Annotated in this window: 11 protein-coding genes and 1 pseudogene; 11 read left to right on the plus strand and 1 reads right to left on the minus strand. The window is 39.9% G+C overall.

Translation table 11 applies throughout. From position 1 onward, the window contains the following. Positions 1-79: 79 nt before the first annotated feature. Positions 80-865, minus strand: coding sequence for a helix-turn-helix domain-containing protein (locus HH214_RS18175; protein WP_169610043.1), 786 nt, complete (start codon positions 863-865; stop codon positions 80-82). A gap of 287 nt (positions 866-1,152) precedes the next feature. Between HH214_RS18175 and HH214_RS18180 the strand changes: the two genes are divergently transcribed. The 11 genes and pseudogenes from HH214_RS18180 to nagB all read left to right on the plus strand — a co-directional run bounded on the left by HH214_RS18180 (position 1,153) and on the right by nagB (position 15,502). Then, on the plus strand, positions 1,153-2,364 hold the full coding sequence (locus HH214_RS18180) for a TolC family protein (protein WP_169610045.1): 1,212 nt from the start codon (positions 1,153-1,155) through the stop codon (positions 2,362-2,364). Then, positions 2,361-3,428, plus strand: a complete 1,068-nt coding sequence (locus HH214_RS18185) for an HlyD family secretion protein (RefSeq protein ID WP_169610048.1) — start codon at positions 2,361-2,363, stop codon at positions 3,426-3,428. The genes HH214_RS18180 and HH214_RS18185 overlap by 4 nt, the downstream gene beginning before the upstream one ends. Continuing rightward, positions 3,425-4,300 carry a hypothetical protein gene (locus HH214_RS18190; RefSeq protein ID WP_169610050.1) on the plus strand — a complete coding sequence of 292 codons (876 nt, stop codon included), beginning with the start codon at positions 3,425-3,427 and terminating at the stop codon, positions 4,298-4,300. Before HH214_RS18185 ends, HH214_RS18190 begins: the two co-directional genes overlap by 4 nt. 59 nt (positions 4,301-4,359) lie before the next feature. Then, the gene (locus HH214_RS18195) at positions 4,360-5,013 is read left to right on the plus strand and encodes a hypothetical protein (RefSeq protein WP_169610051.1); all 654 of its coding nucleotides are present in this window, start codon (positions 4,360-4,362) and stop codon (positions 5,011-5,013) included. A 115-nt stretch (positions 5,014-5,128) separates the two neighbouring features. Further along, complete coding sequence (locus HH214_RS18200) at positions 5,129-5,446, plus strand: hypothetical protein (protein WP_169610053.1); 318 nt, start codon at positions 5,129-5,131, stop codon at positions 5,444-5,446. Positions 5,447-5,508: 62 nt separating this feature from the next. Further along, positions 5,509-7,695 carry a TonB-dependent receptor gene (locus tag HH214_RS18205; protein WP_169610055.1) on the plus strand — a complete coding sequence of 729 codons (2,187 nt, stop codon included), beginning with the start codon at positions 5,509-5,511 and terminating at the stop codon, positions 7,693-7,695. A gap of 456 nt (positions 7,696-8,151) precedes the next feature. After that, positions 8,152-9,312, plus strand: a complete 1,161-nt coding sequence (locus HH214_RS18210; protein ID WP_248282137.1) for an ROK family protein — start codon at positions 8,152-8,154, stop codon at positions 9,310-9,312. Positions 9,313-9,379: 67 nt separating this feature from the next. Beyond that, positions 9,380-10,425 (plus strand): annotated as a pseudogene (locus tag HH214_RS18215) (alpha-L-fucosidase); the annotation flags it as partial. 21 nt (positions 10,426-10,446) lie between these two features. Then, positions 10,447-10,788, plus strand: a complete 342-nt coding sequence (locus HH214_RS22170) for an alpha-L-fucosidase C-terminal domain-containing protein (RefSeq protein ID WP_248282283.1) — start codon at positions 10,447-10,449, stop codon at positions 10,786-10,788. 121 nt (positions 10,789-10,909) lie between these two features. After that, positions 10,910-13,540, plus strand: a complete 2,631-nt coding sequence (locus HH214_RS18220; protein WP_248282138.1) for a glycoside hydrolase family 2 protein — start codon at positions 10,910-10,912, stop codon at positions 13,538-13,540. 42 nt (positions 13,541-13,582) lie between these two features. Beyond that, positions 13,583-15,502, plus strand: a complete 1,920-nt coding sequence (gene nagB / locus HH214_RS18225; RefSeq protein WP_169610061.1) for a glucosamine-6-phosphate deaminase — start codon at positions 13,583-13,585, stop codon at positions 15,500-15,502. Positions 15,503-15,552: the final 50 nt, after the last annotated feature.

The following is a 15,552-nucleotide window of genomic DNA, read 5'->3' on the forward strand; positions in this document are numbered from 1 at the left end:
GGGTAGCTTTACCAGTCAGTTCCAATGTTTCTCAATACATTTCAGAGTACTTCAACAGAGATGATTTTATAATAGCTTATTATTGAACATTATTAACGGTTGATGGCCGCAGGTTGGTGAACTGATAAAAAGTGTTACTGAATGAAGACAAGCTTTGGTAACCAATGGCATAGGCTATTTCACTCATAGACATATTAGTTTGTAATATCATTTCAAAAGCTTTAACCATTCTCAATAGCTTCAAATATTGCAAGAACGATATGCCTAACGTAGCTTGAAACAAACGGGAAAGTGAACGCCTGCTTAGGCCAAAGCGATCGCCAATACTTTGGATGGTATGAGGGTCGGAGATATGAATATCAATATAACTCATAATTACGCGCATCCGTTCATTATCAGTAGTGGGCAGGGCAATTGGAAGTACACGGGTGCTGATTTCAGGTAATATATTTTTAATCGTGGTTAAAAATTGATAGCGGCTATCTTTCGGCCCTATGGGGCCTTCCCACTTATCGGTGTATTTAATCATCTGTAACAACAAATCATTAATAGGATAGATGCCTACCTGGTTGTAAAATGGGTTTTTATCATCATCAAAAGCATAAAAGAAAATAGACCGCAAAACTGTGGCAGAATGACTAACCTTTAAAATATGTTCTAAACCTTGCGGTATCCAAAAGTAATGGCGGGCGGGTATAACAAAAGTTTTGTTTTCAATGTGTACGTAGGCAATTCCTCCTTCTACGTATGATAACTGTCCTTTTTTATGCTGATGAACAGGGATGTATCTTTCCAGCTTTTCGTGTAATACATAAGCAGATTGCGGCCACTCGTCAATACTAGGCAGTGATGCTATTAACCCCATAAAAAATATCTAAAGCCTTTATTATAGTACCAAAGCAAAGGCTGTTTAAAACCATATTGATGAGCCTAATTCAGCAGATCACAGCTTGGCCCGAATCATCAAATATATGGCTTATTAAGAAGAATTTCATCCTGAGAAGAGCTATAATTTCGCATTGATTAAAAATGTGTACAAGTAAGAAATTCGTCCTTTTTGCAATGTGTAGTTGGGTTTGTACTCAGGCTTACTGCCAGCAAAAGCAACCTGCAGATTCTGCACTTCATTTGTCATTGCCAACGGTGTGGCAAATGGCTGATAGGTACAACAAAACCAACCAGGTAAAAAAGTTACAGGTAGATCAGGTTAAAGAAAGTATTCTGGATTCGAAAGCTGAAAGATTACCGGAAATCACAACATCTGGCAATTTTGAGGAGGCATCTAATCTTCCTATATATAACAATGGTATATTTAATTCACCCATTCAGCATGCTATAGTTCATACCCGCTACAAAATAGGCGTAGATGGTTATTTGAACATTTACAACGGTAGCAAAACAAACCTGAAAATAGCAGAGCAGAATGTACTGAAAGATCTTGAAATAATTCGTCAGCAATCTACTGCGGCAGATGTTCGGTTGCTGGCTGCTGCTTATTACTTGGATTTAAAAAAGAGCTACATATTCAAATCTTTAGTTATCAAGAATATTGAAGATCAGGAAAAGCAACTGGCTAAAATCAAGGTGTTTCTGCAACAAGGTGCTATTTTAAAAAGTGATTTGTTGCGTGCAGAACTTAAAGTATCGCATCAACGCGTGTCGCTCTTACAGATAGAGAATGATATACTCATTGGTAATCAGAAGTTAAACATTCTAATAGGGCAACCGGACAACCAAGTGATTATACCGGTTGATGATTTGCAAACCGGCAAATTTGACCTTAAATCATATGATGAGTATTTAGCGTTGTTAACGGCGCATGCCTATGATGCTAGGCTAGCAAGCCGAGAAACATCACTCAGTGAAATTCGCTTAAAAAACATCAAATCTAATGTTTCGCTCAAAGTAGGACTGTATAGTAACTTTCAATATGCTTATCCGGAAAACTTTCTTTATCCCTATTATGCCAGTATCTATTCATTGGGCGTGGCCGGAGTTAGGGTATCATTTCCTATATCCGGATTTTATTTGAATACACATAAGCAAAAGGTAGCTGCTATTGAGGTTCAAAAACAGCAAATAATTGCATCTGATGTTCAGGATAAGGTACGTCAGCGGTTGAATGAGGCTTATCTACGTTTTAAAGAATCGCTGACTAAGGTGGACGTTGCTAAGGTTAATGTTGCCCAGGCAACTGAGAATTACAGAATTGTCAGAAACACTTATTTCAATCAAGCATCGCTAATTACCGACCTTTTAGATGCTGATGTGCAACTCTTACAAACCAATTTTGATCTGGTTGGCGCCGAGGTTGCAGCCCAGCTACAATATTATCAACTCCAAAATGTATTAGGTAACTTATGACCAATAAAAATAATAAATATACCGTAACCGATCAGATAATCACCAAAGTTACTGCCTGGATAGCCGGCGTGATTACTGTTGCTCTTTTTATTTGGGGCATTGTTTCTTTGTGGGATTATTATCATTTTGAAGAAACAAACGATGCTCAAGTTCAAGAATATATCAACCCTGTAATAGCCCGTGCAGGTGGGTTTATTGTTAAAATCAGTTTTGAAGAAAACCAGGAAGTAAAAAAGGGCGACACACTTCTGGTTATTGACAGTCGCGAGTCTAAAATACAGCAACAGCAAACCGCAGCAGCATTGCTGAATGCACAAGCACAATTAAAGGTTCTCCAAAGTAATGTTCGTACTTTAAGTCAGGTTGCTCTGGCTGGGCATTCGTCTATCGCAGCTGCTAAAGCACGTTTGGTTAAGCAACAGCAGGATTACAACCGTTCAACAAAACTTTTCGAGGCTGAATCGGCCACAAAACAGCAGTTGGAAAGTAATAAAGCCAATCTTGATATTGCTTTGGCTGATTACCAGTCTGCACAAAATAATTATAATGCTTCGATATCAAAAGTTGAGGATGTGAAAACCCAACAAGAAGTTACGAAAGCAGATATTCAAAGGCTGGAAGCCTCCGTAGAAAGAAGTAAGCTGGATGTGAGCTACACGGTTGTAACAGCCCCTTACACTTGCCGGGTAGGCCGCAGAACCATTGAGAAAGGGCAGATGATTGATGCCGGGCAAATATTAACTTACATTATAGATAAAGAATCTGATAAATGGGTGATAGCCAATTATAAAGAAACTCAGGTTGCGCATATGTATATCGGAGAAGTAGCCGAAATTGAGGCTGATGCTTTTCCCGGTAAAAAGTTTAATGGTAAAATCATCTCTTTATCGCCAGCAACTGGTTCAAGCTTTTCCTTAAGTCCTCCCGATAATGCAACTGGCAATTACGTAAAAATTGTACAACGAATACCTGTACGCATTAAACTAACCGATAGCAAAACTAAAATTGAGGGTTTAGCAGCCGGTATGAATGTAAACGTGAGTATCAAAAAAGTTGAGCGTTGAAAGAAGTAATACCGTTATTTAAATCTTGGGTGCCTATGTGGCTCATCAGGGTTACCATGTTTATTGTTATTCTGCCCAGTTTAGTATTATTCTTCCTTCCTCTTTCCAATATCAATGCGGCGGCTGGTTATTACGGTATTGAACCGGCCGACGTACAGTATTCTGTTCTGGTTTATTACGCTGGCTATACCAGCTTTTTTATATTAGAAAAGCGTTTTTTTAGGTATCTGGCTACTAAAGAGTACTTTTTCATATTCACGATTTTACAAGTAGTAACATCTTTTGCCTGTTACTATACACATGGTTTACTTATTCTTCTTATTCTTCGCTTTATTCAGGGAATGGGGTTAACAAGCACGGCCAACTTGGGCATGTCTATTATCTTTAACCGCCTAAGCAGTGAACGTGGCAGGGCAATAAGCTATTCAGTTTATTTTGGGATGCTGGTTTGCATGATTCCCTTTAATAATTTTATCACAGCCGATTTAATTGATGCATTCAATTTCAATGTGATTTATAAAGGAGCAATTTTTTCTTACCTACCAGGTCTCATTCTGCTGGGTGCAACAATGAACAATGTGCGCTTAAATATTAAGTTTCCCTTGTATCTGCTCGATTGGTCAAGCTTTATTTGTTTTGGATGGTTTTTGTGCTTGCTAGGCTACATTTTAGTTTACGGGCAAGAACGTTACTGGCTCGAAGATAAGTATATACTGTATGCCGTAATACTTGCTGCCTTTTTGTTATTGATTTTTCTTGTCAGGCAAAACGCGTTAAAACGGCCTTATTTCAAACTGCAAGTTTTCAGATACCGCAATTTTATTTTAGGTGGGGAATCCTTTTCGTACTCTATCTCTGCCGGTTTACCTTAAATTTTACTAACGCTTTCTTTTCCGGTCCATTGGGGTTTGATCCGGCGCATGTATCTTACATGAACCTGTTTAATATTGCAGGTATAATTTTCGGAGTAATTATTTCGTGTTCCATGCTGCTTCAGCAACGACCTATCAGGCTAATCTGGATTTATGGTTTTGTCAGTCTGTTGATATTCCACACCTGGATGTATTTTCTTTTCGGTATGCAGGGCGAGCCATCAACTTACTTTATTCCATTATTTCTGCATGGGCTCGGTGTTGGGTTATTAATATCGCCAACTATCATATTTATGGTTTCTGCCGTTCCGGTACAAATGGTTGATACTGCTGCGGGTATTTGTTTGTTTGTGAGATGCTTTGGCTTTTACGCCAGCATTGCCTTTATTAACTATTTTGATTTGTTAAATAAAGGAATGCACATGAATGCGCTAAAAGAGCAGATAACCGCCGTAAATCCTTTTGTAAAGCAAACCATTATTAAACAGAGCAAAAATTTGATTGCTCATGGGGTTTTAAAAAGACAAGCTGCTGGAGCTGCTAACCGTTTATTAACCAAACAGCTTACCATCCATGCGCAGTTAAGCTCGGCAATGGACTACTTCGTACTAATTACCTGGCTACTCATTTTTACTTTGCTTATCATCGCCTTATTCCCTTACATTAACCGGACGGTTGTTCGTTTTAAAAGAAATCAACCAGCTCCTTTTTAATAGGAAATTTAATTAAAAATGTGGCAGCGTTTTCTAAAAATATTAGGCGAAGCGTACACAAGGCAATACGTATAACATCTTTCCAATACTCGGATGAATTACCTACTTTTGCAAAGTGAAACTGATTTGCCTGATATTATCTATGCTGGTGCTGATTTTTTCGGCAAAACCATGCTGTGCAGATCAGGAATGTGAGGCCTCATATGGCGCTAAAAAAGAGCTGACTAAAAGCCGTAACGGGAAAGAAAAAGAGTGTCAAGATTGTTCACCCTTCTTTACCTGTGGCTCATGTGTTGGCTTTATTGTAGCTAAACCTGGTAGTTACACCATAGCGCTTGTTGCTGAAAAACTGGTGCCTACGTACACGCCTTATCGCCAGCCTGACCTCAAAGAAATTACCTTGGCTATTTGGCAACCTCCTCAACTAAGTTAATACATCATCTTAAAGCTTTTTCACAGGCTAAAATTCTGGTATTAACTTAATCTTATAATTTAATGAAACGATTTTCTGTGCTCATTGCAGCACTGCTTTATACTGCTATAGGCTTTTCTCAAAATACATTAAAATCCATTATTAAAGATGGTAAAACAGGCGAAACCTTGATGGGGGCTACGGCGCTTTTACAAGGTACAACGAATGGCGCTGCTGCCGATACAGCTGGTTGCATTCTTTTGACAAACATTCCTGATGGCGTACAAATTATTGAGTTCCGGTACATGGGTTACGAAAATAAACGAGATACGCTAACTTTTCCACTAGACAATGCTGAACCTTTACTGATCCAACTGCAAGCAACTGGTAAAGGTGAAGGGGAGGAGCTTACGGGAGTGACCATATCAGCTATGCGCAGCAGCCGTACAATTGCCAATATTCCTACCCGGGTTGAAGTAATATCAGGTGAAGAGCTAGAGGAAAAAGGTAACATGAAGCCGGGTGATATCCGCATGTTACTAGCCGAAAGCACTGGTATACAAACGCAGCAAACATCGGCCACCAGCGGTAACTCCAGCATCCGCATACAAGGATTAGATGGTAAATACACGCAAATTATCAGGGATGGCTTTCCGCTATATTCAGGCTTTTCGGGCGGCTTAGGGCTGCTGCAAATTGCACCGCTGGATTTAAAGCAGGTAGAAGTTATTAAAGGATCTTCCTCTACGTTATACGGCGGTGGCGCAATTGCAGGCTTGGTAAACTTGGTATCTAAAACTTCAACTGATGAACGTCAGTTTAACGTTTTACTAAATGGTACATCGGCAAAAGGGTTGGACGCCAGCGTGTTTTACGCGCAAAAGTTTCAAAAAGTGGGTACCACCATCTATGCAGCTTATAATCATGGTTCACCTTATGATCCGTCAAACATTGATTTAACAGCCATACCAAAGTTTAACCGTTTTACGCTGAATCCTAAATTGTGGGTTTACTTTAACCCACGTACCACCTTGAACGTGGGTGTTAATCTAACTGCCGAAAACCGCATCGGTGGCGATCTGGATTATATCAAAGGAAGGGGCAATGCGGAACATTCCTATTTTGAAGGTAACAAAACAGGCCGGTATAGTAGTCAGGCACAACTTACTCATGAACTGAATAAGAAAGAGAAGCTGACGTTTAAAAACAGTATCAGTTACTTTGATCGTACAATCACTTTACCCAACTACCGCTTTTCGGGTGTTCAGGTAGCATCTTATAGTGAAGCAAACTATATCCGCAATGGTGAAAAAGCTGAGTGGATAGCAGGACTTAACTTTTTAACCGACCATTTTGGTGAAGATCGAAACAGCAGTTTTCTCCTTCGCAGCTACACCTACAATACCATTGGTGGTTTTGTACAAAATACCCTTAACATAAGTGAAAAGATTACTCTGGAAAGCGGCATTCGGGGCGACTATCATAATGATTATGGCTTTTTCTTTTTACCTAGAATATCAGGACTATGGAAAATTAACGAACATTTTTCTACCCGCTTAGGTGGCGGCTTGGGTTATAAAGCACCAACCGTGTTCACTGAGGATGCAGAACGTATTCAGTTCCGGAATGTACTGCCTGTTGATGTGGCAAATACTAAAGCCGAACGATCATACGGTGCCAATTATGATGTTAACTACCGTACGGCTCTGTTTGATGATGCGTTAGGCGTAAGCATTAACCAATTGTTTTTCTATACCCGTATTGATAAACCTATTCTCCTGACGTCGCTTGCTAATGGTAATCTGGCTTATGAGCAACCCTCCGGTGATTTGAACACCAAAGGTATGGAAACTAACATCAAGCTAACTTATAGCGACTTCAAGCTTTTTTTAGGTTATACCCTTGCCGATGTAATGCAACATACCAATCATGTAATGACTACTTATCCGTTGGTGTCACGCCATAGGCTTAATAATGTGCTGATGTATGAGATAGAAGATCAATGGAAAATTGGTGTTGAAGCCTATTATTTTAGTCGGCAACGGCTTAACGATGGCAGTACAGGTAAAAGCTATTGGACAGCCGGGCTGATGGCAGAAAAGATATGGGAACGTTTTTCATTGTTTATTAACTTAGAAAACCTAACGGATACCCGTCAAATTAAATTTGACACCATTTACACAGGCAACATCACGAATCCTGTATTTAGAGATATTTACGCACCTCTTGACGGATTTGTAGTTAACGGTGGTATAAAGTTTAAGCTGTAGGAGGCTTGCTGATGTTGCGGAAATAATAAACAACTTGAAAATGCAAAAAGCTCTTTAATGTAGCACTTGCATAATGCGGAAAAGGGAATATAAACCAACATAACAACGAAGAAGTTTGGCAAGGCATGCCGGTTCTATCAGGATTACCGACGAAATAAAGGAGAGGTGGAATAGCTTATTAAGAAGACATATCTTTTAATTAGGTAAGCAATTACTCACTGATCACCAAAGCTTTGTATATTTATGGTGGTATTTACTGTGAAAAAGATTAGCTGATGAGCTTACGCGATCTCTATTCTTAAAGTAAGTATAAACAATATAGCTCTTTTTAAAATTTTAAAAAAGTTTGTTTGTTTATCGGAAAAAAACTAAATATGTAAATCTTTAATCTTTTCTACAATAATGGTTACTCAGAACGTATCTGCTTTATTAAATAATGCGAAGGCAATTAAGTGTATGTATTACAATAAAACTTTATCGAGCTCAGATATTAGTAACTATATAGGTAAAAGCATTCCACATGCCATTAAGGTTCTTAATGAATTGATTAAAGAAGGTTATGTTATAGAAAAAGGCTATGCTAGTTCAAGCGGTGGTCGTAAACCTTTACAGTACTCATTAATACCAGATACTCATTACATTGTGTCGGTAGCTATGAGCCAGTTTTACATACAAATCGGCATACTGGATATGAACAATTGCTTTGTTGCCGAAATTGTACAACATGAACTTAAGCTCTATGATTTAACACCAGAGTATCTGGTAACTGAAATCAATAATTTTATAGCTAGCTCTGGTGTAGATAAAAGTAAAATATTAGGCGTAGGCATTACCATGCCAGGCTTCGTTGATCCCGCCAGAGGGGTAAATTATACTTTCCTTGAATGCAAGGATCAGTCGTTGGTTGATTATGTTCAACAGGCCATTGCCTTACCGGTTTTTATTGAAAACGATTCAACTGCCATTGCACTTGGCGAACAGAAGTTTGGTGTAGCTATAAACCAAGATGATGCTATGGTCATCAACTTAGGCTGGGGAATTGGTTTGGGTATGATAGTAAACGGCGAGATTTTCAGAGGTCATAGTGGTTTAGCCGGAGAGTTCAGCCATATTCCATTGATTAAAAATGGAAAGCTTTGTAAATGCGGTAAACATGGCTGTTTAGAAACAGAAGCCTCATTAATAGCTATTACATCTAAAGCAGCCGAAGAAATTCGGCAAGGGCAAAGCAGCAGCTTAGCTAAATACTCTTCTATTGATGCTGATGCAATAATTAATGAAGCCATTAAAGGGGATATACTTTCCGTTAAGCTTATTTCTGAAGCTGCTTATCACATCGGGCAATGTTTAGCCATTCTAATTCACATCATGAATCCGGCTACGGTTATTTTAAGCGGCAAAGCAAGTGTAATTGGCCGTTTATGGATGGCCCCTATACAGCAAGCCATCAATGAACATTGCATTCCGCGTTTGGCCGAATACACTCAAGTAGTAATATCAAATTTAACCAGCAATGCACAGCTGATAGGAGGGGCTGTTCTTGTGGTAGAAAATATTGGTAAGCTATTAGGTGAAAAAATTGATGCTCTTAATTTGGAGCTAAACATAAATGAGTAATACTCTACAATTAAATAAGCAAATGCGCTGTAAACTAAATAGATATGTTCTTTTTGCTTTAGGGTTCATGTTAACCTGTAGTGTACAGGCACAGGTTCATGAAATATCAAAAAAGTATCAAGTGCCTACAGATCCGGCTGTTAAAGCGAAGCTGGCTAACTGGCAGGATTTGAAATTTGGCTTGTTTATGCACTGGGGTACTTATTCACAATGGGGAGTGGTAGAAAGCTGGAGTATTTGCCCTGAAGATGAAGGCTGGACACAACGTAAAGGACCATACAGCGCTGATTATAACCAGTATAAGCAGGCTTATGAAAACCTACAAAAAACATTTAGTCCGCAAAATTTTAACCCCGAAAAGTGGGTAAAAGCTGCTAAAAATGCAGGTATGAAATATGTGGTTTTTACCACCAAGCATCATGATGGCTTTGCCATGTTTGATTCTAAGCAAACCGATTACAAGATAACCGATCCTAAATCAGCGTTTGCAAGTAATCCGCGGGCTAATGTTACCAAAGAAGTTTTTAGTGCTTTCAGGAAAGAAAATTTCATGATAGGAGCTTACTTTTCTAAGCCCGACTGGCACTCGCCTTATTATTGGTGGCCATATTTTCCGCCTAAAGATCGTAACGTAAACTATGATCCTGCAAAATACCCGGAGCGATGGAATAAGTTTAAAGAATTTACTTATAACCAGATTCAGGAGCTCATGACGGGTTACGGCAGTATCGATATACTATGGTTGGATGGTGGATGGGTTCGTCCAAAAAACACGATTGATACCGCTATTGATTGGCAGCGTGGAATCAAGTTTAACCAGGATATTAATATGCCTAAAATTGCTGCTATGGCTCGCCATAATCAGCCTGGATTGATTATGGTTGACCGAACTGTGCCTGGCGAATATGAAAATTATACTACTCCCGAACAGGAAGTTCCAGCAACACCCTTAAGCTACCCTTGGGAAAGTTGTATAACCATGGGGAACTCTTGGAGTTATGTTCCTGGTGATCATTATAAATCAACACATGAGATAGTTCAGCTACTTATCAAAATCGTTTCACGTGGGGTAACTTGCTGATGAACATAGGCCCAAGCCCGGATGGTGATTGGGACCCTGAAGCATATAAGCGTTTGGCTGGTATAGCTGACTGGATAAAAATAAACGGACAAGGCATTTATAGCTCCCGCGTAATAGCTCCATATTCAGAAAATAATATTTTCTATACGCAATCAAAAAATAAGAAATCGGTTTACGCTTATGTATTAAGCGAAGCGGAAGAAGTGAAGCTGCCAGCTACTTTACAGTTTAAGTTGAATGGTGTAAAAGGCGTTAAAAAAGTGAGCTTATTAGGCTCTAATAAAAACATTAAATGGCAGGAGTCAGGAGGTATTGTAACCGTAAACGTGCCGGTAAGCTTACAAAATAACAGTGGTTTAAAGAATGCTGCCGCATTTAAATTGGATTATCCATAAATTTTTCGTGTTAAACATACCTTTTATATAGCCGTACCTCATTCATCTGCAAACATCTAATATGGAAAGCAAAAGCACTCATTTTTTACAACATTTATATCAGCCATTAAGGAAAGTAGTTTTGGCAACTTTAATTACTGCTGGGTTTTATGGAACCGCACTGGCACAAACTACTGTTGAAGTTAATTCGGGTTGGAAATGTGCTGCTATAAAAGAAGTGAATACAGATGGAGTAAGCATTTCCAAAACAACATATAACATTTCTGGGTGGATGCCGGCTGTAGTACCCGGAACGGTATTAACCACACTGCTATCAAACCATAAAGTGCCTGACCCATTTTATGGAATGAACAACGAAAAGATAAAAGACATTTATGATACCGGACGTGATTATTACACTTATTGGTTTGTTAATGATTTTAAAACCGTTGTTCCTGATCGTGGCGGACAGGTTTATTTAAACCTACGGGGTATAAATTACAGTTGCAATGTATTTGTAAACGGCCATAAGCTTAATGCGCAAACACATTATGGTATGTTTCTGCGCCAGTCATATAATATTACGAAGGTACTTAATCAATCAGGAAACAATAGGCTGGCCGTTGTGGTATATCCGCCCGATCCGGTGGGAAAGCCCAATGGCGGGCAGGGGGGCGACGGACGTATAGCTAAAAATGTGGGATTACAATATACCGCCGGTTGGGATTGGATACAACCCATGCGGGATCGCAATACAGGTATATGGGACAAGGTAACTGTCGAAACCACAGGTAAAATAAAAATATGCAATCCGCATTTTATAACGTTGGTGCCCGGTGTGCGCAAAGTAAATGGCCCGCAGCAGCCTGCTATCATCAAAGCTTCGGCCGAACTGCAAAATCCTTTAAATGTTCCGGTACCCGGCATCTTGCAATTTACTATCAATGGTATTCGTGTTAATCAAAAAATAACGCTTAAACCTAACACAGTCACCGAAGTAAACCTAGCAGATTTAGTGTTGAAAAACCCTACACTATGGTGGCCTAATGGTTATGGCAAACCTTATTTGTACCCGTCACAATTACAGTTTTTTACCAGCGATAATAAGTTGTCTGACCAGAAGAATGTAAACGTTGGTGTTCGGGAAATACAAGCTAGCTGGAATAGTCATACCAATAGCCAGCAAATATCAGTGAACGGGCAAAAAGTATTTATTAAGGGTGGTAACTGGATTATCTCTGATGCTATGCTGCGTTTTTCGGATGCTCGTTACGATGCCGAAATCAGGTTCCATCATGATATGAATCTTAACCTTATTCGGGTTTGGGGTGGAGCATTAGTAGAGCGACCAGAGTTTTATAATGCGTGTGATAAATATGGTATGCTAGTGTTTCAGGATTTTTGGATATCAGGTGATGCTAATGGCAAATGGATAGATCCTATGAAAGCAGAAGATCAATGGACTCGGCGCAAATATCCCGATAACCATCAACTGTTTCTGCAATCAGCAGCCGATCAAATCAAGCTGGTGCGTAATCATCCGTCTTTAGCTATCTGGTGCGGTGGTAACGAGATCACGCCTCCTGAAGATATTTTAATACCGCTGCGTGATTCTATTATCCCTAAGTTAGATGGAACACGGTGGTTTGTAGATTATTCAAACTCCGATAAAATGTCACTGAATACCTTAGGGGGCAACGGTGATGGTCCTTATGGCATACAGCCCCTTTCAGCTTTTTGGGAAACCCGCACTTTTCCGTTTAACTCTGAAATTGGTTCGGTTGGTGTAAGTGATTATGAATCGTTGAAGCGCTTTATTCCTGAAAAAAACTTGGTGGCACCGCAGTATTCTGCCCAAAACCATACTTCCAAAGTTGATTCTGTTTGGGATTATCATAAATACATTGGCTATGATGCTGCTATTGATCCGTATGGCAAAGCAAAAGATGCCGAAGATTTTGCTAATAAAGCTCAATTGGTGAATTACGATCAGTACCGAGCTTTGATGGAAGGCTTTAGTTCACACATGTGGGACTGGTACACAGGTGTCATCATCTGGAAAACGCAGAACCCATGGACTGCTATGCGTGGGCAGATGTACGACTACTATCTAGATCCTAATGCCTGCTTGTATGGTTTGCACAGCGGCAGTGAGCCGTTGCATGCCATGTACAACCCCATTACTGGTATGGTATCGGTAGTAAACAACACTTTTGAAACCAAACGCGACCTAATGCTGGTAGTAAAAACGGTTGATATGCAGGGAGCTGATAGCTTAGTAACACAAATTTTTGTTGAAGCGCAGTCCTCATCAAGCAAAAACTTTTTACCTATCAAAGCCATGATTGATAATCGGGCAAAAGATGCGGGAACTTTCCTGTCATTGCAGTTGCTGGATATTAATAAAAATATACTCAGCAATAATTTATACTGGTTACCTGATGCTGAAGGTAATTATTCGGGTTTGAAGCATTTGCCAGCATCGCAGCTTAAAGTATCTGGCAGGCATATAGCCACGGGTAAAATTGAGGTAACCCTAACTAATCCAGCGAAAGCTCCAGTTGCATTTTTTAACAGGGTATCACTGGTAAACAGCAGTACCAAAAGGCGTGTACTGCCGGTATTTTACACAGATAACTACGTATCGGTTTTGCCCGGCGAACAGCGGAAAATAGTTTTAGATTACACGCCCGAACATGCTGCACAGCAAATGCTGCAATTATCAGTCAGCGGCTGGAACTTACCTGAGCAACTGCTAACAATAACTAACTAATCAAACTTTAAAGTATTCAACTAACTAGAAATACAATTTTATATGGCACGTTTAAATCTCTTAGAAGAAACCCGGTACGAAAAGCTGCCGGTAAATGTTTACCCTACCCAAAAAGAAGCTGTAAAACATGTTGCGCATAGAATTGCCGGCCTGATTAGAAGCAAGCAGGAAGTTGGCGGGCAAACAGTTCTGGGGCTTGCAACTGGTGTTACACCTATAGGCGTTTACCAGGAGCTGGTAAGGTTACATAAAGAAGAGGGATTGAGCTTTAAAAATGTAATTACCTTCAATTTGGATGAGTATTACCCAATGCAGCCAGATGCGGCTCAAAGCTATGTGACTTTTATGAACGAAAACTTGTTTAATCATATTGATATAGACCAAAGTAAAGTTCATATACCTAATGGTACGCTCGATAAGGATGCAGTAGCTGCATTTTGTATGGATTACGAACGTAAAATTGAAGACTTAGGCGGTTTAGATTTACAAATTTTGGGGATTGGTCGTACCGGACACATTGGTTTCAATGAGCCTGGTTCTGCTCCAAATTCCGGTACTCGTTTGGTTACGCTTGATGATTTAACACGCAGCGATGCATCACGTGATTTCGGTGGTAAAGAAAACGTGCCTACCAAAGCAATTACGATGGGCATTGGTACTATTTTCAAAGCCCGCGAAATTATATTGATGGCCTGGAGCCAAAGAAAAGCTTCCATTATCAAAAAAGCAGTTGAAGGTGAAATTTCCAGCGATGTACCTGCTACCTATTTGCAGTTATCTGATAATGTTGAATTTGTTTTAGATGCAGGTGCAGCTTCTGATTTAACCCGCTTTAATACGCCATGGTTGGTAAAAGATTGTATCTGGACCAATACATTAAAAAAGAAAGCTGTGATATGGCTGGCAGGTGTACTTAAAAAACCAGTGTTAAAATTAACGGAAGAAGATTATAACAGCCATGGTATGGCCCAACTGGCGGTAGAGCAAGGCCCGGTTTATAACATTAACATTGATATCTTTAACCAGATACAGCATACCATTACAGGCTGGCCAGGTGGTAAGCCCAATGCTGATGATAGCCAACGCCCTGAACGTGCCAATCCGGCTAAGAAAAGATCTATCATCTTTTCACCACACCCTGATGATGATGTGATTTCAATGGGTGGAACCTTTATTCGTTTAGTTGATCAAGGTCATGACGTGCATGTGGCTTACCAAACATCCGGAAATACTGCCGTGTGGGATGATGACGTACTACGCTATGTTGAGTTTGCCATCGATTTTAACAAAAGTATAGGAGAAGATACCGCTAAGCTTAGCACGGTATATGATGGTATGCGTACCTTTTTAGAACAAAAACAACCTAATCAAATAGATACCCAAGAGATACGGAATGTAAAAGGGTTCATTCGCAAAACAGAAGCTATTGCAGGTGCACGTTACGCCGGCTTACCGGATGATCATATTCATTTCATGGCACTGCCTTTTTATGAAACCGGTAAAACACAAAAAAATAAGGTAGGTGAAGAAGATGTGCGCTTGGTGATGGAATTACTGCAGTCTGTAAAACCACATCAGGTATTTGCCGCTGGCGATTTTGCTGACCCACATGGTACACACGTGGTATGCTTTAACATTATACTGGCAGCATTGCAACAATTGAAAGAAACCGAAGAGTGGGTTAAAGATTGCTGGCTATGGTTATATCGTGGTGCCTGGCATGAGTTTGAAACTCACGAAATTGAAATGGCCGTTCCATTATCACCACAGGAAGTGTTGCGTAAACGCAATGCTATATTCAAGCACCAGTCGCAAAAAGATACGCCGGTTTTCCCTGGCGATGATGATCGCGAGTTCTGGGTACGTGCTGAAGATCGTAACCGGGAGACCGCTGGTTGTTATAACCAGTTAGGTTTAGCTGAATATGAAGCCATGGAGGCGTTTGTGCGCTTCAGGTTTTGATAATCTTGTCGGCTTATCGTTTTGAGAAGGCGATGAAGGCATATACAAAA

Source organism: Mucilaginibacter robiniae, assembly GCF_012849215.1.
Lineage (GTDB): Bacteria > Bacteroidota > Bacteroidia > Sphingobacteriales > Sphingobacteriaceae > Mucilaginibacter > Mucilaginibacter robiniae.

Excerpts from the sequence above, each read along its gene's own strand:
- HH214_RS18175 (WP_169610043.1), bottom strand. The coding sequence starts at position 865 with ATGGGGTTAATAGCATCACTGCCTAGTATTGACGAGTGGCCGCAATCT.
- HH214_RS18180 (WP_169610045.1), top strand. The coding sequence starts at position 1,153 with ATGGCTGATAGGTACAACAAAACCAACCAGGTAAAAAAGTTACAGGTA.
- HH214_RS18185 (WP_169610048.1), top strand. The coding sequence starts at position 2,361 with ATGACCAATAAAAATAATAAATATACCGTAACCGATCAGATAATCACC.
- HH214_RS18195 (WP_169610051.1), top strand. The coding sequence starts at position 4,360 with ATGAACCTGTTTAATATTGCAGGTATAATTTTCGGAGTAATTATTTCG.
- HH214_RS18205 (WP_169610055.1), top strand. The coding sequence starts at position 5,509 with ATGAAACGATTTTCTGTGCTCATTGCAGCACTGCTTTATACTGCTATA.
- HH214_RS18210 (WP_248282137.1), top strand. The coding sequence starts at position 8,152 with ATGTATTACAATAAAACTTTATCGAGCTCAGATATTAGTAACTATATA.
- nagB (WP_169610061.1), top strand. The coding sequence starts at position 13,583 with ATGGCACGTTTAAATCTCTTAGAAGAAACCCGGTACGAAAAGCTGCCG.